The organism is Streptomyces klenkii, from assembly GCF_003626645.1.
Taxonomy (GTDB): domain Bacteria; phylum Actinomycetota; class Actinomycetes; order Streptomycetales; family Streptomycetaceae; genus Streptomyces; species Streptomyces klenkii.
The window spans coordinates 37,709-56,468 of sequence record NZ_RBAM01000009.1 but is presented as its reverse complement, the minus strand read 5'-3'; the positions used below and the strand labels follow the sequence as shown (position 1 = coordinate 56,468).

19 protein-coding genes are annotated in these 18,760 nt (G+C 73.5%); 8 read left to right on the top strand and 11 right to left on the bottom strand.

Translation table 11 applies throughout. The annotated features are described in order from the left end of the window. Window positions 1-22 precede the first annotated feature (22 nt). On the top strand, window positions 23-814 hold the full coding sequence (locus D7231_RS22080) for a class I SAM-dependent methyltransferase (RefSeq protein WP_120757243.1): 792 nt from the start codon (window positions 23-25) through the stop codon (window positions 812-814). Between the two features lie 146 nt (window positions 815-960). Further along, the gene (locus D7231_RS22075; RefSeq protein WP_120757242.1) at window positions 961-2,070 is read left to right on the top strand and encodes an isoaspartyl peptidase/L-asparaginase family protein; all 1,110 of its coding nucleotides are present in this window, start codon (window positions 961-963) and stop codon (window positions 2,068-2,070) included. Between the two features lie 77 nt (window positions 2,071-2,147). Here D7231_RS22075 and D7231_RS22070 read toward each other — a convergent pair whose 3' ends face one another. From D7231_RS22070 to D7231_RS22055, 4 genes are all read right to left on the bottom strand, one after another. Continuing rightward, complete coding sequence (locus tag D7231_RS22070; RefSeq protein WP_120757241.1) at window positions 2,148-2,858, bottom strand: hypothetical protein; 711 nt, start codon at window positions 2,856-2,858, stop codon at window positions 2,148-2,150. Between the two features lie 195 nt (window positions 2,859-3,053). After that, window positions 3,054-3,860, bottom strand: coding sequence for a lysophospholipid acyltransferase family protein (locus D7231_RS22065; RefSeq protein WP_120757240.1), 807 nt, complete (start codon window positions 3,858-3,860; stop codon window positions 3,054-3,056). Between the two features lie 111 nt (window positions 3,861-3,971). Further along, the gene (locus D7231_RS22060; RefSeq protein ID WP_120757239.1) at window positions 3,972-4,817 is read right to left on the bottom strand and encodes an SAM-dependent methyltransferase; all 846 of its coding nucleotides are present in this window, start codon (window positions 4,815-4,817) and stop codon (window positions 3,972-3,974) included. Window positions 4,818-4,938: 121 nt separating this feature from the next. Further along, complete coding sequence (locus D7231_RS22055) at window positions 4,939-5,331, bottom strand: YunG family protein (RefSeq protein WP_120757485.1); 393 nt, start codon at window positions 5,329-5,331, stop codon at window positions 4,939-4,941. Window positions 5,332-5,565: 234 nt separating this feature from the next. On the opposite strand from D7231_RS22055, the gene D7231_RS22050 reads away from it, so the two are divergent. Then, window positions 5,566-5,868 carry a hypothetical protein gene (locus D7231_RS22050; protein WP_120757238.1) on the top strand — a complete coding sequence of 101 codons (303 nt, stop codon included), beginning with the start codon at window positions 5,566-5,568 and terminating at the stop codon, window positions 5,866-5,868. Between the two features lie 97 nt (window positions 5,869-5,965). On the opposite strand, the gene D7231_RS22045 is transcribed toward D7231_RS22050, so the two are convergent. Then, window positions 5,966-6,379 carry an SRPBCC family protein gene (locus D7231_RS22045; RefSeq protein WP_120757237.1) on the bottom strand — a complete coding sequence of 138 codons (414 nt, stop codon included), beginning with the start codon at window positions 6,377-6,379 and terminating at the stop codon, window positions 5,966-5,968. 163 nt (window positions 6,380-6,542) lie between these two features. On the opposite strand from D7231_RS22045, the gene D7231_RS22040 reads away from it, so the two are divergent. Then, a complete protein-coding gene (locus D7231_RS22040) occupies window positions 6,543-7,520 on the top strand; it encodes an alpha/beta fold hydrolase (RefSeq protein ID WP_120757236.1) in 978 nt (325 codons plus the stop codon). 35 nt (window positions 7,521-7,555) lie between these two features. Here the strand turns inward: D7231_RS22040 and D7231_RS22035 are convergent, their stop codons facing one another. From D7231_RS22035 to D7231_RS22015, 5 genes are all read right to left on the bottom strand, one after another. Beyond that, entirely contained in the window at window positions 7,556-8,167 is a 612-nt protein-coding gene (locus tag D7231_RS22035) for a hypothetical protein (protein ID WP_120757235.1), read from the bottom strand. A gap of 161 nt (window positions 8,168-8,328) precedes the next feature. Continuing rightward, entirely contained in the window at window positions 8,329-10,368 is a 2,040-nt protein-coding gene (locus D7231_RS22030) for an RICIN domain-containing protein (RefSeq protein WP_241999851.1), read from the bottom strand. A 105-nt stretch (window positions 10,369-10,473) separates the two neighbouring features. Then, a complete protein-coding gene (locus D7231_RS22025) occupies window positions 10,474-12,144 on the bottom strand; it encodes a sigma-70 family RNA polymerase sigma factor (RefSeq protein ID WP_120757234.1) in 1,671 nt (556 codons plus the stop codon). Between the two features lie 159 nt (window positions 12,145-12,303). Continuing rightward, entirely contained in the window at window positions 12,304-12,705 is a 402-nt protein-coding gene (locus D7231_RS22020) for a VOC family protein (RefSeq protein ID WP_120757483.1), read from the bottom strand. Between the two features lie 19 nt (window positions 12,706-12,724). Further along, entirely contained in the window at window positions 12,725-13,951 is a 1,227-nt protein-coding gene (locus D7231_RS22015) for an acyl-CoA dehydrogenase family protein (protein ID WP_120757233.1), read from the bottom strand. A gap of 157 nt (window positions 13,952-14,108) precedes the next feature. Between D7231_RS22015 and D7231_RS22010 the strand changes: the two genes are divergently transcribed. Next, window positions 14,109-14,753, top strand: a complete 645-nt coding sequence (locus D7231_RS22010) for a TetR/AcrR family transcriptional regulator (RefSeq protein WP_120757232.1) — start codon at window positions 14,109-14,111, stop codon at window positions 14,751-14,753. Between the two features lie 81 nt (window positions 14,754-14,834). On the opposite strand, the gene def is transcribed toward D7231_RS22010, so the two are convergent. Next, window positions 14,835-15,410, bottom strand: a complete 576-nt coding sequence (gene def / locus D7231_RS22005) for a peptide deformylase (protein ID WP_120757231.1) — start codon at window positions 15,408-15,410, stop codon at window positions 14,835-14,837. 177 nt (window positions 15,411-15,587) lie between these two features. Here def and D7231_RS22000 point away from each other — a divergent pair, with 177 nt between their 5' ends. From D7231_RS22000 to D7231_RS21990, 3 genes are all read left to right on the top strand, one after another. Continuing rightward, complete coding sequence (locus D7231_RS22000; protein ID WP_120757230.1) at window positions 15,588-16,826, top strand: MurT ligase domain-containing protein; 1,239 nt, start codon at window positions 15,588-15,590, stop codon at window positions 16,824-16,826. Window positions 16,827-16,855: 29 nt separating this feature from the next. Then, window positions 16,856-17,584: a type 1 glutamine amidotransferase gene (locus tag D7231_RS21995; protein WP_058041480.1), complete on the top strand. Its 729-nt coding sequence runs from the start codon at window positions 16,856-16,858 to the stop codon at window positions 17,582-17,584. 120 nt (window positions 17,585-17,704) lie between these two features. Then, window positions 17,705-18,730, top strand: coding sequence for a 6-phosphofructokinase (locus D7231_RS21990; protein WP_120757229.1), 1,026 nt, complete (start codon window positions 17,705-17,707; stop codon window positions 18,728-18,730). The last annotated feature ends 30 nt before the right edge of the window (window positions 18,731-18,760 follow it).

Here is an 18,760-nt window from a genome sequence, read left to right as displayed (position 1 = left end):
CCTTTGGGGTATTACTTCTGGTATGTCATATACGCCATCCGGAAGCCCTGATGCGCAGCGCAGCTTCGACGATCTGGTCGCGGAGGCCGCGGCCGTCCCCGTGGCCGGCTGGGACTTCTCCTGGCTGGAGGGCCGGGCCACTGAACAGCGCCCCTCCTGGGGCTATCAGCGGACGATGAGCGAGCGCCTCGCCCACGTGGACGCGGCCCTCGACGTCCAGACGGGCGGCGGCGAGGTCCTCGCCGGCGCGCGCCGGCTGCCCCGCACGATGGTGGCCACGGAGTCCTGGCCGCCCAACGTCGCGAAGGCGACGAAGCTGCTGCACCCCCTCGGGGCGGTCGTGGTCGCGGATCCCGACGAGCCGCCGCTGCCCTTCGCCGACGAGGCGTTCGACCTCGTGACGAGCCGCCACCCGGCGACGGTGTGGTGGGAGGAGATCGCCCGCGTGCTGCGGCCCGGCGGCGCGTACCTCGCGCAGCACGTGGGCCCGGCCAGCGCCTTCGAACTGGTCGAGTACTTCCTGGGGCCGCAGCCGGAGGAGGTCCGGCGCAGGCGCCACCCCGACGACGAGCGGCGGGAGGCGGAGGCCGCGGGGCTCGGCGTCGTCGACCTGCGCGCCGAGACGCTGCGCATGGAGTTCTCCGACGTCGGCGCGGTGATCTACTTCCTGCGGAAGGTGATCTGGATGGTGCCCGGCTTCAGCGTCGAACAGTACCGCGAGCGCCTGCGGGAACTGCACGAGCGCATCCGGGCGGACGGCCCCTTCGTCGCCCACTCGTCACGCTTCCTCATCGAGGCGCGCAAGCCCGTGTAAGCCCCGCCGGCCCGTAGTGGTGTCTTCGCGCGCCGCGGCAAGGCGGTGTTCCCGGCCGTTCCCGGGCCGTTTCCCCGGTTCCCGTTCCCTCGCGGCGCTCTCCTCGGCAAGGTGAGCGGGACACCGAGCGAGCGAGGAGAGGGCCCATGCGCGTGCGTTCGAGACTCTGGATCGTCCCCGTACTCGCCGCCCTGGTGGCGGTCGTGGCGGCGCTCCCGGCGCTGTCGCAGCCGTCCGCGGAGCCCGCGGGCACCACGTCGCTGGCGGTCGGCCCCGGCCGCGGGACGCCGTCCCGGCCGGAGGCGACCGGGGTGGTGCTGGCCGTGCACGGCGGCGCCGGGACGGCGCTGCGGCGCGAGGACACCGACGCCCGTACGGAGAAGGCCTACCGCGACGGGCTGGCCGGCGCCCTGCGCGCCGGGCAGCGGGTGCTGCGGGACGGCGGCGGCAGCGTGGCGGCGGTCGAGGCGGCCGTACGGGGCCTGGAGGACGATCCGCTGTTCAACGCGGGCCGCGGCGCGGTGTTCACCGAGGACGCGGGGCACGAGCTGGACGCGTCGGTCATGCGCGGCTCGGACCTGGCGGCCGGGGCCGTCGCCGGCGTGCGGCACGTGCGCAATCCCGTCTCCGCGGCACGGCTCGTGATGGAGCGGACCCCGCACGTGCTGCTGGCCGGCCAGGGCGCCGACGACTTCGCCGCGCGCAACGGACTGCCGCCCGTCACCCAGGACTACTTCTGGACGCAGGCGCGCTGGGACAGCCTGATGAAGGCCAAGGAGCGGAGCAGGGGCGGGCGGACACCGGCGGACGCGGGCGGAGGGGCGGTCGGCGAGGCCGCGATGGGCACGGTCGGCGCCGTGGCCGTGGACCGCGGACGGGACCTCGCCGCCGCGACGTCCACGGGCGGGACGACGAACAAGATGGCCGGCCGGGTGGGCGACTCCCCCGTCGTCGGCGCGGGCACGTACGCGAAGAACGGCACGGTCGCGGCGAGCGCGACCGGGCACGGCGAGGTGTTCCTGCGGGGCGCCGCGACCGCGACGATCTCCCACCTGATGGAGTTCGGCGGCCGGGACGTGGCCTCGGCCGCCCACGAGGTCGTGCACGAGCGGCTGACCGCCCTGGGCGGCACGGGTGGCGTGATCGCGCTCGACCCGCGGGGCGTGCTCGCCGCCCCGTACAGCAGCGAGGGCATGTTCTACGGCTACGTGACCACCGACGGCAAGGTGGTCACGAAGGTGTTCCCGGACGAGTGACCGACGACGGGCCGGCGGCTGACCAGCGACTGACCGGCGACTGACCGGCGCCCTTGGGTACTCAGTGCTCCGCCGGGTCAGCCGGCGGTGGCCGCCTCCGTGACATCGGCGACCAGCTCCACCATGTCCGGGCCGTACGCGTCCGAGTTCACGACCTTCAGCAGCAGGCAGAACGTGCCGTCGATGCCGTGGCGGCGGGCGAGTCCGGCGTGGTTCCGGGCCAGGTACCGTATGGCCGCCTGGTTGGTGACGCTGCGCTGGCCGGAGGCGAGGAAGACCGGCCGGCTGCCGCCGGGTCCCGTCAGCCGGGCGAGCAGCACGTACTCGGCCGTGCCCTTGTCCACCCGGTACGTCTCGCCGCCCACGGTGATCGCTCCTTCGTCCGGGCCGCCGTTGGCGGAGTTGACCTCGACGCCGGGCAGCAGGGAGCGCAGGTGGGCCTCGGTGCGCCGGTTCGACACGGGCCCGCCGACGCAGAACTCGGTGCGCACACCGATCCCCTGGCGGGCCGCGTCGTGCACCACGATGTCCGTGTGCGCGCCGCACTCCTTGATCAGCGCGGAGAGTTCGAGCAGGGCGAAGGCGTCGTGCCGCGCGACGCCCCAGCCGCTCGCGCCGGGGTCCTGGTTGACCACCAGCAGGCATTCCGAGCCGCTCGGGAGGCCGAAGAACGCCTGCTTTCGGCGGAGTTGCCGGCGCCACAGCAGTGTCCTCACGAACCAGCCGGCGGCAGCACTGATCCCGCTGGCGGCCAGGCCCAGCACGATGTTGCGCACGTCGTCATTCATGGGCGGGGAGCCTACGGGAAGCCCTGCGGGCGGCTCCTGCGGGTCTTGCGGCCGCGGCCTTCCGGGAACCGGCGGACGGCCGTGCGAACACGGGCACAGCGTCGGGCACTTCGCTGTCACGGCCGTGGGAGCCGCCCGCGCAACCGCTCCGTGGCACGCGCCCTGCGGACCGCCGCCGCCGGATTCCCGCGTCTCCTACGCCGCGTGGCGTCCTTCTCCGGAGGCCGGCTGCGGGACGGCGGCCGGGCGGTCGCCGGGCGTACGGTCGCCAGACGTAGGGTCGCCGGGCGTACGGTCCGGGACCGGCGCGAGCCGCGTGCCGTGGGCGGCGAGCTGCGCCCTGGCCTCGACGGCGTACATGTCGACGTACTCCTGCTCGGAAAGCTTGAGGATCGCGTACATGATCTCGTCCGTGACCGCCCGCAGGATGTGCCGCTGATCCTCCATGCCCGCGTAGCGCGAGAAGTCGAGGGGCTCGCCGAAGCGGACCGTGACGGGGACCATGCGGGGCAGCCGCCGCCCCGCGGGCTGCGCCTCGAACGTGCCGATCATCGCGCACGGCACCACGGGCACGCCGGAGCGGATCGCCATCTCCGCGACGCCGACCTTGCCCTTGTACATCCGCCCGTCGTGGGAGCGCGTGCCCTCCGGGAAGATGCCGAGGAGCTCGCCGCGGCCGAGCACGCGCACGCCTTCGTCGACGGCCGCCTGGCCGGCGGCCCGGCCGGAGCGGTCGACGGGTATCGCCCCGAGGCCGCGGAAGAAGGCCGCGGCCAGGCGGCCCTTCAGGCCCCGGCCGGTGAAGTACTCCTGCTTGGCGAGGAAGCTGATCCGGCGCCGGAGGATCACCCCCATCAGGAACTGGTCGGTGAACGACTGGTGGTTGCCCGCCACGATGGCCCCGCCGTGCTGCGGCACCCGGCCCAGGCCCTCGACCCGCGGCCGGAAGAGCCACCGCAGCAGCGGCACGAGCACCACGGCCCTGAACGCGCAATAGAACATGCCAACGCCCTTCTCCCAGAGAGGCCCCCGCGCCGGGGCACGCTACTCGCGGGTATCGATCAGGGGGAGACGGCAAATCAAGCCAGAGCGTGGCCGGTTGATCACGGACGATTACGGCCGGCTGCCGTGCAGGATGCCCCAGCGCAGCAGCCCGCGGCGTGCTGCGTCGGCCCATACGGGCAGGTTCTCGTTGAGGTGGGTGAGGTAGGCGGCGCCGATGCGGCCGCCGAGCTCCGCCGTGCGCGCCGCCGTCTCCCCGGTCAGCCGGTCGTAGTGGGTGACCAGTTGGCCGCTGTGGTCGTCGAATCCGGTGCCGGCGAGGCCCAGCTCCGCGAGCCGCTCCCGGTAGAACGCGACGGTGGCGAGGGCGTCCACGCCTAGGCGGGAGACGGCCGGGCGCAGCGCCTCCGCCGGTACGTCCTCGGCGGCCATGATGTCGGTGAAGGCCAGCGCCCCCTTGGGTTTGAGGACGCGGACGGCCTCGCTCAGCACGCGCGGACGGTCGCCGCTGTGGCAGAAGGCCTCCAGGGAGCACACGGCGTCGAAGCTGCCGTCGGGGCACGGCACGTCGTGGAAGGAGCCGGTGACGACGTCGATGAGGCCGTCCAGCCCGCGGGCGGCGTTGACCGCGCGGTGCCGTTCGTTCTGGGCGGCGCTGAGGTTGAGGGCGACGACGCGGCAGCCGAAGCGCCCGGCCAGGCGGCGGGCGGTGCCGCCGTATCCGGAACCGAGGTCGAGGACGGTGCTGTCCGGGCCGAGCCGGTGCGCGAGGCGGTCCGCGAGCCGGTCGACGGTGCGGCGGGAGGCGTCGGCGACGGCTTCGCCGGGGTGGGCGTAGATGCCGGTGTGGATGTCCTCGCCGCCCCAGACCGCGTCGTAGAAGGCGTCGACGTCACTGGAGTCGTAGTACTCGCGGGTCGCGTCCTCGCCGCTGCGCGGCGTGCTCCGGCCGGTCACAAGTGCTCCTCTCGCTGACGGAATCGGTCGTGATCAGCCTCGCCCGCCGGACGCCGTGCGGCCACAGGGCGGAACCGGCCATGATCGGGCCGCGTCCACGTCCGCGCCCTCCGGCCCGCCGCTACGCCGCCGCGGAACCCGCCAGCTTCTCCAGCACCCGGGCGCGCAGCAGTTCGTACTCCTCACGCAGGCGCTTGATCTCCGGCGGGCGCGGTATGACGACGCCGCCGGTGACGATCTCCTCGGGGCGGAACTGCTCGCGGGTGAGGTCGATCTCCACCCCCGCCCCCAGGCGGTTCCACCAGTGGAAGTCGGTCCGCACGCCGCCGACCAGGACCTCGCCCCGGACGAGCTCGCCGCCCAGCAGGTCGTTGAGGACGAGGGCGGTCACCCCGCACTGGTCGCGGGCCGGATTGCCCGGCGTCCACCGCGACCTGTACTCGGGGGTGCACGTGTCGGCGTCCCAACTGCTGCGGACGGCCCGTTCGATGTCGGTGAGAAGCCGAGGAGTGATGAGAGGAGTGATGAGAGGAGTCATGACACGCATCCTGGCACCGGGCACTGACAACGCTGCCGGACCGGCGATCGTTTGTGAGCGCGTTCTTGCCACATCCAAGGGTGACTTGAGAGCTTCTTGACCACGGTTCACCCACATCGGGGATCGCCCGCGGGCGTGAGGGGGCGGGCCCGGCGCACGGGCGCCTAGGGTGCTTGCACGTGACCCGCTGACGGACAGAATCGAGGACACGTGGACGAGGAAGAGGACCGGAGGCTGCGGGCGATCGCACCGGAGATCTCGCACACCACCATCGGGCTGATGCGCACCATCGTCGGCCTCGAACCGGCGGAGCGGGTTCCGGAGGAGGCCCTCAAGGTCGCGGACAGGGTGCTCGCCGAGCACGGTACGGACGGGCTGCGGGTGCTCGTCATGAGCGTGTCGGGGTGGATGGCGGTCGGCATCGAGAACGTCGCGCACCTCAAGGGGCAGTCGAACGAGGCCATCATCGACGACATCGAACTGACCTGCCTGGAGGCCAACCCGGAAGGGTGAGCCGACCTCGGGGTACCGCACCTCAAGGCACTGAAGGTGCCGAAGGTGCCGAGGGTGCTGGTGGAAGGGGCGATCCGACCCGTACGGGCGATCGCCCCTATCCGGCGTTCTCGGCCCGCAGCCGCACCTGCTCCTCCAGCCGCGCAAGGCTCCGGTCGAGGGCACCGAGCGCGGCCTCCTCCCCCGGGTCGTGCCGCCGGTCGGAGAACGCGAGGTGGATGGTGACCTCGCTCGCGCCCGTGTCGTAGGGGGCCACCTGGAGCCATCCCGTGTAGCCGCTGCCGCCCTCCAGCGCTCCCCACTCCAGCCGCATCCGCTCCCGGTCCGCGTGGAGCAGCGCGGGCGCGTCCAGGCCCGTGCGGTCCTCGTGGACGGCCACGGCCGGCGGGTCCTCCGGCCGGACGTGCAGCTCGTCCGGGAGCCAGCTGCTGAACCAGGAGACGACGCTCGCCTGGTCGAAGACGTGCTCGGGGAGGTCGGGCATCGTCCGGGAACGCTCGTATTCGCTCATGCCCTACCCATGACCCACCCCGGCGCTCCGCGCAACAGCAACGCGCCACCCGGCCGGGTCCACGCCCCCGAGTTGCCCCTACTGTTGGGTACGCCACGGATCGTATGAGTACGCCACGGAGCACGCCGGGGACCGCGCCGGCGCGACGACCCAGGAGGACGGCATGGACGGCTCGATCGGACACAGCTTCGTCGAGGTCAACGGAGTCAGGCTGCACGTCGCCGAGCAGGGGCGGGGGCCGCTGGTCGTCCTGCTGCACGGCTTCCCGGAGTGCTGGTACTCCTGGCGGCACCAGTTCGGGCCCCTGGCCGACGCCGGCTACCGGGTGGTCGCCCCGGACCAGCGCGGCTACGCGCGCAGTGAACAGCCCGGCGACATCGATGCCTACAGCGTCCTCCACCTCGCCGGTGACGTGATCGGCCTGATCCACGCCCTCGGCGAGGACAGTGCGGTGCTCGTCGGGCACGACTGGGGCGCGCCGGTCGCCTGGACGACGGCGCTGCTGCGGCCCGACGTCGTACGCGGCGTGGCCGGCCTGAGCGTGCCGCCGGCGCCGCGCGGCCCGGCGGCCCCGCTGCCGCACCTGCGCTCCCTGCTCGGCGACGGGTTCTACCAGCTGTACTTCCAGGAACCGGGCGTCGCCGACGCGGAGTTGGTGCGGGATCCGGCGTCGACGTTCCGCAGGTTCCTGGTGGGCGCCTCGGGCGACAGCCCGCACACCGCGGAGCCGGCCCCGTGGGTCATCCCGGCGGGCGGCACGACCCTCGACACGATGCCCGAGCCGAAGGAGCTGCCGGAGTGGCTCACCGAGGAGGACATCGCCACGTTCGTCCGCGAGTACTCCGGGCACGGCGACCGCGCCTTCACCGGCGGCCTCAACTGGTACCGCAACATCGACCGCAACTGGGAGCTCCTCGCGCCCTTCGAGGGCCGCCGCATCGAGGTGCCCGCGCTGTACGTGGCGGGCGACCGCGACCTCGTACGGTCCTTCCCGGGTGCCGCGCAGCTGCTGGCGTCGCTGGAGACGTACGTGCCGCGCCTGCACCGCAGCGTGACCCTGCCCGGCTGCGGCCACTGGACGCAGCAGGAGCGCCCCGACGAGGTCAACGCCGAGCTGCTGGGCTTCCTCGCCGCCCTATAGGCGTGACGCCCTAAAGGCGTGAGTGAGCGCGGACCTCACGCCGACGCCGTGCGCCCGTTCCTCGACAGCCGGGCACGGAACAGGAGCACGCCGCCCACGGCTGCGATCACGACGGCCGCCGCGCCGGCACCGGCGGCAATGCCCGTACGGGACGAGGACGCCGCTTCCCGCGGGGCGGCGGAGGCGCCGGCGGAGTGGCCCGGCGAGGGCGCGGACCGCGCCGCCGGAGGTGCCGTGGCGGCCGGAGCGGGGCCGGCTTCGCCCTGAGCCGCCACGTCGACCGTGCCCTCGCCGTGGCCGAGGTCCGGGAAGCCGCTGTGGACGACGACCTTCCACGTACCGGGCGGCAGGGCTTCGCGGGTGGTGTAGGCCGCCTTCCCGCCCCCGGCGGCCACCAGCTGCCACGGCCCGAGGGTGCGGCCGTCCCGGCCGGTGGCCGTCAGCGTGCCGGCGACCGGCTCGTCCACGGGGTCGTCGTCGTTGTCCCAGGCCGCGAGGGCCCGTACGTGGCCGTCCGACGGCGTGCCGCTGACGGTGAAGTGGATGGTGTCGCCGTGCGCGGCGGCGGGCCCGGGCGTGCCCAGGACCAGCAGGGCGGCGGCGCAACCGAGCGCGGGGGCCAGGGTGGTGAGGGAGCGTGGCTTCATCTCGGCGTTCCTCCAGCGGGAAGAGACGGGTTCCGGTGGTGTGAGCAGTACCGGGGAGAGGAGGGCCGGCGACCGCCGGTGGGGGGATGTCGAACAGCGGTCGCCGGCCCGGATCAGGGGACGGCCGCCGAGGGGCGGCCGCCAGGAGCAGGAGTCAGCCGTCAGGAAGCGGCCTTCGCCAGGGTCCAGTTCTGGTAGCCCTGGCCGTTCTTCTGCTGGAGTTCGAGCAGCCAGCCGCCGTAGTACCAGCGCTTGCTGATGCCAAGCACCAGGGAGGAGCCCTCAGGCTGGAGGACGTACGCCCCGCCGCCGGAGGCGTTCAACCGCCACTTCTGTGCGGCCGTGTCCCGGCACGGCCGCTGGGCGACGTACTGGCCGGCCGCGGCCTGTCCGCCGCCGCCCAGTTCGAGGCACTTGCCGCTCTGGGCCGACTTCACGCGCAGCGCGCCGCCGCCGGCGTTCTCGAAGGACCACTGCTGGTTGGCGTAGCCGTGCCGCTGGTAGGCGATGGCGACGGTGCCGTCCGCGGCCGAGCCGCCCCACAGGTCGACGGCCTGGCCGGTGAGGCCGTTGACCATCACGTACGCGGTGCCCGGGCGGGTCGGGGAGCCGCCGTCCGTGGGGAGAGTGCGGAAGGCCGCGGCGCGGCCGGGCGCGGAGGCCTTGCCGTCAGTGCCGCGCGCGGCGACGGCGACCTTGTAGGCGGTGCCCGGCGTGAGGTTGGTGAGGCGGACGACGGTGTCCTTGACGTCGGCCGTCTTCTTCCCGTCGACCAGCAGGTCGTATCCGGCTGCCGAGGGGACCTTCGGCCAGCTGACGACGGCGGAGTTCGGGGTGATCTGGCTGACCTGGGCGTCGGGTCCGGTCACCGGCGGCCGCGTCGGATCAGGGGTACGGGTCGGGCCGGGGGTGCGGGTCGGCGTGGGGCCGGGGTCGGGGTTCGTGGTGCCGCCGTCGGCCATCAGGAAGCGGTTGTTCGCGATGTTCCAGTGGGTGGCGAGGTAGCTGCCCGGCTTGGGGTTGGTGTGGAAGTAGTCGTCGTGGCCGCAGTCCAGGCGGTTGTCGTTGGCCCGGTCGGGGCAGATGGTCTGCATCTTCGGGTAGTACGGGGCGTCGGAGTAGCACATGATGTCCCACTCGTCGACGCAGTGCGCGGCCTTGCTGGTGTGCGGGGCGCTGTTGTTGACCGCGCCGAGGTTGTGGCCGAGCTCGTGGGCGGGGGTGCTGCCGCCCCAGCAACCGGAGTCCGTGCGCCCGTAGGAGGGGCCGAAGTTGCTGAGGTTGTCCTGGCCGGGGCGCTCGTCGCCGTTGAAGGTGCCGATGCCGCAGTAGACCTGGGCGTCCGCGAAGACCATGTACTTGCGGTCGCGGCGGTTGAAGCCCTTGGCGGCCAAGGCGTTGTTCATCGCCCCGAACTCCTGGAGGTCACCCGCGGAGACCTCGACGTCCAGGACGGAGACGGTGCAGTCGGCCTCGGTGACGTAGCGGACGTGGCGCTCTCCGCCGGTCTCCTCGGCGCTGGCGTTGTAGATGACGTCGGTCTCGGCCGCCCACTGCTTGAAGGAGGCCGCGTACTGGCCGAACCGGTCGCGGCCGGGGGCGTGCACGTACAGCACCTGGACGCGGTTGCCGGTGGTGCCGTCGCCGTCGCAGACGACCTTGGAGCCGGACGCCGGCGCCTGCGGGGTGCCGGGCGAGCCGGGGGCGGCGGGCGAGGCCGCGACGCCGCCCTTGCGGGCGTCGATCACGGCCGGTGCGCCGCGCAGGGCCTCGGTGGCCGAGGGGGCCTGCTCGCCGTCGCCGGTCAGGGACGCCGGCTCGGCGGTGCCTTTGGCCGCGGGCGGGGTGTCCTTGGTGATGTCGATGCCCTTGGGCGGGGCGTCCGGGCCGTGGGTGCACAGGCCGGCCCGGGAGACGCTGTAGACGCCGACGCAGCGGTCGCCCTTGGGGGCGGGCTTGAGGCCCTCGTAGACGAGGCCGCGGCGCTTGTCGGCCTTGGGCGTCGAGGTGAGCGGGGCGGGCGGCTTCTTGTGGACGGGCTCGGCGGAGGGGGCGCTCGCCGCCCCGGTCTGCGGGGCGCCGCCGCCCGTGGTCGCGGATCCGGCGCTGATGACGCCGAAGGTGATGCCGGCGGCTGCGGCCGCCGTGAGTATCACGCGGCGGCCGGTTCTGCTGCGGCGGTGGCTGTGTTTGCGTGGCAAGGGAGTTCCCTTCGGTGGGGGGTTTCCGGTGGGGGGTTATGGACGGCCGGGCGCGGCGCGGTGGCCCGCCCGGCGGAGTGGGGTGGCTGAGGGGACGGCGGCGGGTCAGCGCGCGGCGAAGACCTGGAGCCAGCGCGGGCCGTCGTAGGTGACGGTGAAGCCGATGCCGATCTCGGTGTAGGCGCAGTTGAGGACGGTCCGGCGCTGCCCGGGGTCGTTCATCCAGGCGGTCACGACCGCGGAGGCGCTGCCGTGGCCGGTGGTGGCGTTGACCCCGTACGCGCTCCAGCGGTGGCCGGGCACGGCGATGCCGCGGGCGAACGCGGACCACTGGTTCAGCGGGGTGTGCTGCGCCGTGTCCTCGGTGCGGCGCTGGGCGAAGGCGGCCAGTTCGGCGCTGCGCCGGACGGGGCCGCAGCCCGCCTTGGCACGCTCGGTGTTGACGATGCGGACGACCTCTTGCGCGAGGTCCGTTCCCGGAGCGGGCGGCGGGGTGTGCCGGGGTGACGTCTCCGCGGCGGGCTTCCGGCTCGGCTCGGAGGGCGCGCCGGTCCGGGCGGGGGGCTTCTCCGCGGCCGGGCTCTTGTCCGGGGCCGGGGCCGGGGTGGCGGCCGGGGCCTGCGGTACGGGAGCGGCGGATTCGCGTACGGGAGCCCGCCCGTCGGTCTCGGAGCGGCCGACGGGCGTGGCGTCGGTGCGCTCCGGCACGGTCGGCGTGGGGCCGCCGGCGGTGACCGGAACGATCTCGACGGGGCCGCCGGAAGACTTCGGAGCCGCGCTCTCGGGGGCGGCGCTGAAGAGCTGCGGTCCGCCGCCCAGGGCGCCGGCCACGACGAGGGCGACGACACCGGCGACGACGGCCCGGCGGGCCAGGCGCGCGCCGTCGCCGTGCGAAGAGGGGGCGGCCGGGGCGGACGCGGACGCCGGTCCGCCCTCCCCGGGTCCCGCCGCGGCGCACGCCGTCATGGCGTCGCCCATCGCGCCCCCGGTCAGCCGGCCCAGCAGGGCGGCCCCGAGGGGGACCAGCCCGAGGCCCGCCAGCAGGCCTTCCGCGGGCACCAGCGCGGACCAGTGCCCGCCGCAGTCGGAGCAGCCGCGCGCGTGCCGGGCGATGCGCTTGCGCCACAGCGGGCCCGGCGCCCCGTCCCAGCCCCCGAGGACGGCCGCGAGCTCGGGGCAGCGCGGAGCCGCGGCGAGGGCGCGGACGACGACGCGGGCGGTCTCCAGCTGCGCCTTGGTGCGCTGGACGCGGACGGCGGTGTACTGCGGTGAGCGGCCCAGGGCCGCGGCGACCTCGGCGCGGCTCAGCTCGCCCGCGGCCTCCAGCCACCACAGCGACATGACGACCTGGTCGTCGCCGTCGAGCCAGCGGGTGGCCTCGGCGGCCTGCCTGCGCTGGCCTTGCAGGCCGAGGCGGATGATCGACCACTCGACGAAGTCGGGCTCGGGGGCGGCGGCCTCGCCGACCTCCTGCGGGCCGCCCGCGGGGGCGTCCTTGCGGTCCTTGAGCTCCTTGCGCCAGTGGCTGCGTATCTGGTTCATCGTGATCGCGACGAGCCACGACCGGAAGCCCTCGGGGTCGCGCAGCCCGCGCAGGCCGCCGACCATCCGGATCATGGTCTCCTGCACGACGTCGTCGACGTCCGCGTGGCCGTTCAGGGCCCGGCCGACGATGTTGTAGACCAGTGGCAGGCAGGCGGCGACCAGCTCGCCCTGCGCGGCGCGGTCTCCGCTGCGCGCTGCTTCGACCACACCGGCCGTGCTGTCCAAGTTCACGTTCCGCGCACCCTTTCTCCGCCGCCGGGGTGGCGGCCTACGTAAGGGGAGACCTGGGCTCGCGCGGCGGATAACAGAAAAATTTCGGTGCGCCGTGAAAGATCGTCGTGAAAGGTCGCCGGGAAGGATCGGCGGGAAGCCGCCGGGGGCTCGCGGCCGTCAGCCGCCGTCGCCCGCCGCCGCCACGGCGACGAGCTCGACTTCGAAGCCGTCCTCGTTCTCCAGGTAGGCGGCGTAATGGCCGGGCCCGCCCGCGTACGGGTGCCGGTCGGGGAAGAGCAGGCGCCAGCCGTGCGCGGGTGCCTCGGCCACCAGGGCGTCGACGGCGGCGCGGCTCTCCACCGCGAAGGCGACGTGGTTGAGGCCCGGCCGGCACCGCTCGTGCCGGCCGGCGGTCAGGGCCGGGGACTGCTCGACGACGACGTAGAAGGCGCCCTGCCGCCAGCTGCGGCCGTGCTCCCAGTGCTGGTAGGGCGTGCAGCCGAGGGCGCCGAGGAGCCAGCCGAAACTCTTCTCGGCCCGTTCCAGATCCGGTACCCAAAGTTCCAGATGGTGCAGCACGCCCACGCCCCCGGTCGGCTCAGCGGATCGGTACGTCCGAGATCGTACGGGCGATCACCAGCCGCTGGATCTCGCTGGTGCCCTCAAAAATGGTGTAAATAGCGGCATCCCTGTGCATCCGCTCCACCGGGTACTCCCGCGTGTAGCCGTTCCCGCCCAGGATCTGCATCGCCTGGGCCGTGACCGCCTTCGCCGTCTCGCCCGCGAAGAGCTTGGACATCGAGCCCTCCGCCGATGTGAAGGGCTTGCCCGCCGTCGCCATCCAGGACGCGCGCCACACCAGCAGCCGGGCGGCGTCGATGCGGGTGCGCATGTCGGCGAGCTGGAAGGCGACGCCCTGGTTGTCGATGATGGGGCGGCCGAACTGGACGCGCGTCTGGGCGTAGTCGAGCGCCACCTCGTACGCGGCGCGGGCGATGCCGACGGCCTGCGCGCCGACGGTCGGGCGGGACGCCTCGAACGTGGCCATGGCGGCGTTGTGCGTACGAGATCCGCCGGTGCGGGCGCGCTCGCGGGCGCGGGCCAGGCGCTCGTCCAGCTTGTCCTTGCCGCCGAGGAGGCAGTGGCCGGGCAGGCGCACGCCGTCGAGGACGACCTCGGCGGTGTGCGAGGCACGGATGCCGTGCTTCTTGAACTTCTGGCCCTGGGAGAGCCCCGGCGTGCCCGGCGGCACGATGAAGGAGGCGTGGCCGCGCGCACCCAGCCCGGGGTCGACGACCGCGACGACGACGTGCACGTTCGCGATGCCGCCGTTCGTCGCCCAGGTCTTCGTGCCGTTGAGGACCCATTCGTCCTTGGCCTCGTCGTAGACGGCACGGGTCCGCATGGCGGAGACGTCGGAGCCCGCGTCGGGCTCGGAGGAGCAGAAGGCGGCGATCTTCACGTCGTCGGCGTCGCCGTACATCTGCGGGAGCCAGGTGCCGATCTGTTCCTCGGTGCCGTTGGTGAGGACGCCGATGGCGGCGAGGCCGGTGCCGGAGATGGCGAGGCCGAGGCCGGCGTCGCCCCAGAAGAGCTCCTCCATGGCCATGGGGACGCCGAGGCCGGTGGGGTCGAAGAACTGCTGGGCGTAGAAGTCGAGGGAGTAGAGGCCGATGCGGGCCGCTTCCTGGACGACCGGCCAGGGGAATTCCTCGCGCTCGTCCCACTCGGCGGCGGCCGGGCGCATCACCTCGGCGGCGAAGCCGTGGATCCAGTCGCGCACCCCCCGCTGGTCCTCGTTGAGCTCCATCGTGAACTCGGCCACGCGGCCTCCCACCCCTAGGCACGGCATTACTCGCGGTAACGCGAGTATGTTACCGACCGGTAGTAGTGTCAACCGTCCCGCCTCCCGGATTCGCTGGGTGGAGCGGGTGTTACGTTGCGCAGGCATCACGATTCACAGGGGCGGGGAGGCAGGTCATATGGAAACCAGTCAGCGGGAGGACCAGCAGCACGCGGCGGAGCGCCGCCGTCAGGAGCTGCTCGAGGCCGCGGACCGGGTGGTGCTGCGGGAGGGGCCGGGGGCCTCGATGAACGCGATCGCCGCCGAGGCGGGCATCACCAAGCCGATCCTCTACCGGCACTTCGGCGACAAGGGCGGCCTCTACCGCGCCCTGGCCGCCCGGCACACCGACGCGCTGCTCGTGGGGCTGCGGGCCGCGCTGGACGCCCCGGCCGACCGCCGCGACCGCGTCGAGCGGACCCTGGACAGCTACCTCGCGGCCATAGAGGCCCGGCCGCAGGTCTACCGCTTCCTGATGCACCCCGCTGACGAGGGCCAGCCCTCCGAGGGCGGCTTCGACGTGGGGCGGCACTCGGCGCCCCTGCTGCGGCGGATGGGCGAGGAGCTCGCCCAGGTGATATCCGAGCGCGTCGATCTCGGCCCGGGCAGCGACGAGCTGGCCCGCACCTGGGGCCACGGCATCGTGGGCATGATGCACGCGGCCGGCGACTGGTGGCTGCGCGAGCGCCCGTTCCCGCGCGAGCACCTCGTACGGCACCTCGCGGACCTGCTGTGGGGCCGGCTCGCCTCCTCGGGCGACCTGCCGGGCGGGCCCGGCTTCTAGAAGGGCACCACGGCCGGCTTCCGGAAAGGCACCACCGCCGGGTTCCGGAAAGGCACCACGGCCGGGCCCGCCCCGTACGCCCTACGCCGTACGGGCCGGCTCCGGCCGCGCCTCCGTGCGGCCCGCCCACGGCGCACGCCGTACGGCCCGCAGCGCACGGCGGCGGCGCAGCCCCGTCACGTGGTCGAGGTAGAGCCCGCCGTCGAGGTGGTCGCACTCGTGCTGGAGGCACCGGGCGAAGAACCCGGTGCCGGCCACGCGCACCCGCGAGCCGTCCAGGGTGAAGCCCTCGACGACGGCGTGGTCGTAGCGCGGCGTGCCCGCCTCGATGCCGGGGACGGACAGGCAGCCCTCCGGCCCGCGGACGGTGATCCCGTCGGCCTCGACGAGCCGCGGGTTGACCAGGTGGCCCAGGTGGCGGCGGTCCTCGTCGTCCGGGCAGTCGTAGACGAAGACGCGCAGCGGGACGCCGATCTGGTTGGCCGCGAGGCCCACGCCCTCCGCGGCGTACATGGTCGCGAACATGTCCTCGACGAGCCGGGCGAGGTCGTCGCCGAAGTCCGTGACGTCCTCGCAGGGGGTGCCGAGCCCCGGGTCGCCGAGCAGCCGCATGGGCCGGACGCGTCCGGAAGAGCCGGGGATGGAGCCGTTTCGCATGCGCCAACCCTACGGTCAACCTCGCGCTACGTGGACGGCCGGTTCGGGCCTGCGGCCGGATCTCGATAGGCTGATCCCCGACCGGGCCTCCTGGCTGGCGATTCGGCGCGGAGGGGGCGTTCCACCACCGGCGGACCAGGGACGGGCACGGCGCCGGAACAAGGAGGATCTAGGACGATGGCAGGCAACTCGGGGCCACTGTCGCCGCGGGCCAAGCTGGCCGTGACGGCGGGCAAGGCGGCTGCGGCGGTGTCGCGGGCCGCGGGCCGCGGCAGCGGATCGGTGATCGGCGGCAAGGTCGCGCTCAAGCTCGACCCCGACCTGCTGGCCCGGCTGGCGACCCACCTGGACGTGGTCCTGGTGTCCGCCACCAACGGCAAGACGACCACGACCCGGCTGATCGCCGAGGCGCTGCGGGCCAGCGGCCCGGTGGTGTCCAACGCACTGGGCGCGAACATGCCCGCGGGCATCACCTCGGCGCTGGCGGGCGGCTCGGACGCGCGCTACGGCGTGATCGAGGTGGACGAGAAGTACCTGGCGGGTGTCGCCCGGGACGTCTCCCCCAAGGCCATAGCGCTGCTGAACCTCTCGCGCGACCAGCTCGACCGGGCCGCGGAGACGCGCATGCTCGCCGAGAAGTGGCGTGAGGGCCTGGCCGGCACCAAGGCGGTGATCATCGCGAACGCGGACGACCCGCTGATCGTGTGGGCCGCCTCCTCCTCGCCGAACGTGGTGTGGGTGGCGGCCGGCCAGGAGTGGAAGGACGACGCCTGGTCCTGCCCGTCGTGCGGCGGCGTGATGCAGCGCCCCGGCGACGACTGGTTCTGCGGCGAGTGCGGCTTCCGCCGGCCGACCCCGAGCTGGGCGCTGTCGGGCGACTACGTCCTCGACCCGCACGGCTCGGCGTGGCCGATCCACCTCCAGCTGCCCGGCCGGGCCAACAAGGCGAACGCCACCACCTCCGCGGCCGTCGCGGCCACCTTCGGCGTCCCGCCGCAGGTCGCGCTGGAGCGGATGTACCAGGTGCAGGCGGTCGCGGGCCGGTTCGACGTGGTGCAGTTCCTCGGCCGCGACATCCGGCTGCTGCTGGCGAAGAACCCGGCCGGCTGGCTGGAGACGTTCTCGCTGATCGACGGGCCGCCGGCGCCGGTGGTCCTCGCGGTCAACGCCCGCGGCGCGGACGGCACCGACACCTCGTGGCTGTGGGACGTGGACTACCCGCGCCTGGCCGGCCACCCGATCTTCGTCATCGGCGACCGCAAGCTGGACCTGGCCGTCCGGCTGGAGGTCGCGGGCCTGGACTTCCGGGTCTGCGAGACCGTCGACGAGGCGGTGCAGGCGGCTCCGCCCGGCAGGATCGAGCTGATCGCCAACTACACGGCGTTCCAGGACGTCCGCCGCCGCGTCGGCAACTGACCCCGCCGAGACTGAGAAGGATTGTGAGCATGAGCCAGAACAGTCTGCGTGTGGTGTGGGTCTACCCCGACCTGCTCAGCACCTACGGCGACCAGGGCAACGTCCTGGTCCTGGAGCGGCGCGCGCGTCAGCGCCGGCTGGACGTCCAGCGCGTGGACATCCGGTCGGACCAGCCCATCCCGACCTCCGGGGACATCTATCTGATCGGCGGCGGCGAGGACCGCCCGCAGCGGCTCGCGGCCGAGCGGCTGCGCCGCGACGGCGGCCTGAACCGGGCCGTGGCCAACGGCGCGATCGTCTTCTCGGTCTGCGCCGGCTACCAGATCCTGGGCCACGAGTTCATCAACGACCTGGGCCAGCGCGAGCAGGGCCTCGGCCTGCTCGACGTGATCAGCACCCGTGGCGAGGGCGAGCGCTGCGTCGGCGACGTCCTCGCGGACATCGACGAGCCGCTGGGCCTGCCGCCGCTGACGGGCTTCGAGAACCACCAGGGCATCACCCACCTCGGCCCGACGGCCCGCCCGTTCGCCCGCGTGCGCTACGGCAACGGCAACGGCACGGGCGACGGCTTCGAGGGCGCGTACAACGACACCGTCTTCGGTACGTACATGCACGGCCCGGTGATGGCCCGTAACCCGCACATCTCGGACATGCTGATCAAGCTGGCGCTGGACGTCAACGCCCTGCCGCCGGTGGACGACCGCTGGTACGAGGCGCTGCGCGCCGAGCGGATCGCCGCGGCGACCCAGTCGGCGTAGCCCTGCCGCCCGCATGACGGACGGTCGCGTCCCCCGCCACCCATCGCGGTTAGGGTGGCGGGGACGCAACCGGACGACGGGGTCCGGTCTCCCGCCCTGTTGCGAAGGTTTCCCCCTGTCATGCGCATTGGTGTACTCACCTCCGGTGGCGACTGCCCCGGTCTGAACGCCGTCATCAGGTCCGTCGTGCACCGCGCGGTCGTCGACCACGGCGACGAGGTCATCGGCTTCCACGACGGCTGGAAGGGCCTCCTCGAAGGCGACCACCGCAGGCTCGACCTGGACGCGGTGGCCGGCATCCTGGCCACCGGCGGCACGATCCTCGGCTCCTCGCGCGTCCAGCCCGCACAGCTGCGGGACGGCGTCGAGCGGGCCAAGGGCCACGTGGCCGACCTCGGTCTGGACGCCGTCATCCCCATCGGGGGCGAGGGCACGCTCAAGGCCGCCCGGCTGCTGTCGGACGCCGGCCTGCCGATCGTCGGCGTGCCCAAGACCATCGACAACGACATCGCCTCGACGGACGTCACGTTCGGCTTCGACACGGCCGTCGGCGTGGCCACCGAGGCCCTGGACCGGCTGAAGACCACCGCCGAGTCGCACCAGCGCGTGCTCATCGTCGAGGTGATGGGCCGGCACACCGGCTGGATCGCCCTGCACTCGGGCATGGCCGCCGGCGCGCACGCCATCGTCGTGCCCGAGCGGCCCTTCGACATCGACGAGCTCACCGAGGTCGTCGGCCGGCGCTTCGAGGCCGGCAAGCGCTTCGCGATCGTCGTCGTCGCCGAGGGCGCCAAGCCGCGCGAGGGCTCGATGGCCTTCGAGACCGGCGCCACGGACGTCTACGGGCACGAGCGGTTCGCCGGGGTGGCCCGGCAGCTCTCCGGGGAGCTGGAGCGGCGGCTGGGCAAGGAGGCCCGCCCGGTGATCCTCGGCCACGTGCAGCGCGGCGGCACCCCGACCGCGTACGACCGCGTGCTCGCGACCCGGTTCGGCTGGCACGCCGTGGAGGCGGTGCACCGCGGGGCGTTCGGGATGATGACGGCCCTGCGGGGCACGGACATCACGCTGGTGCCGCTCGCGGAGGCCGTCGAGCGGCTCAAGACCGTGCCGCAGGAGCGGTACACCGAGGTCGAGTGCGTACTCTGAACCGCTTTGACTGACTCCGCCCCGCTCTGA

Coding starts and splice junctions, on each gene's coding strand:
- D7231_RS22010 (WP_120757232.1), top strand. CDS start 14,109: ATGGAAACCAGTCAGCGGGAGGACCAGCAGCACGCGGCGGAGCGCCGC.
- def (WP_120757231.1), bottom strand. CDS start 15,410: ATGCGAAACGGCTCCATCCCCGGCTCTTCCGGACGCGTCCGGCCCATG.
- D7231_RS22040 (WP_120757236.1), top strand. CDS start 6,543: ATGGACGGCTCGATCGGACACAGCTTCGTCGAGGTCAACGGAGTCAGG.
- D7231_RS22045 (WP_120757237.1), bottom strand. CDS start 6,379: ATGAGCGAATACGAGCGTTCCCGGACGATGCCCGACCTCCCCGAGCAC.
- D7231_RS22080 (WP_120757243.1), top strand. CDS start 23: ATGTCATATACGCCATCCGGAAGCCCTGATGCGCAGCGCAGCTTCGAC.
- D7231_RS21995 (WP_058041480.1), top strand. CDS start 16,856: ATGAGCCAGAACAGTCTGCGTGTGGTGTGGGTCTACCCCGACCTGCTC.
- D7231_RS22065 (WP_120757240.1), bottom strand. CDS start 3,860: ATGTTCTATTGCGCGTTCAGGGCCGTGGTGCTCGTGCCGCTGCTGCGG.
- D7231_RS22070 (WP_120757241.1), bottom strand. CDS start 2,858: ATGAATGACGACGTGCGCAACATCGTGCTGGGCCTGGCCGCCAGCGGG.
- D7231_RS21990 (WP_120757229.1), top strand. CDS start 17,705: ATGCGCATTGGTGTACTCACCTCCGGTGGCGACTGCCCCGGTCTGAAC.
- D7231_RS22075 (WP_120757242.1), top strand. CDS start 961: ATGCGCGTGCGTTCGAGACTCTGGATCGTCCCCGTACTCGCCGCCCTG.
- D7231_RS22035 (WP_120757235.1), bottom strand. CDS start 8,167: ATGAAGCCACGCTCCCTCACCACCCTGGCCCCCGCGCTCGGTTGCGCC.
- D7231_RS22000 (WP_120757230.1), top strand. CDS start 15,588: ATGGCAGGCAACTCGGGGCCACTGTCGCCGCGGGCCAAGCTGGCCGTG.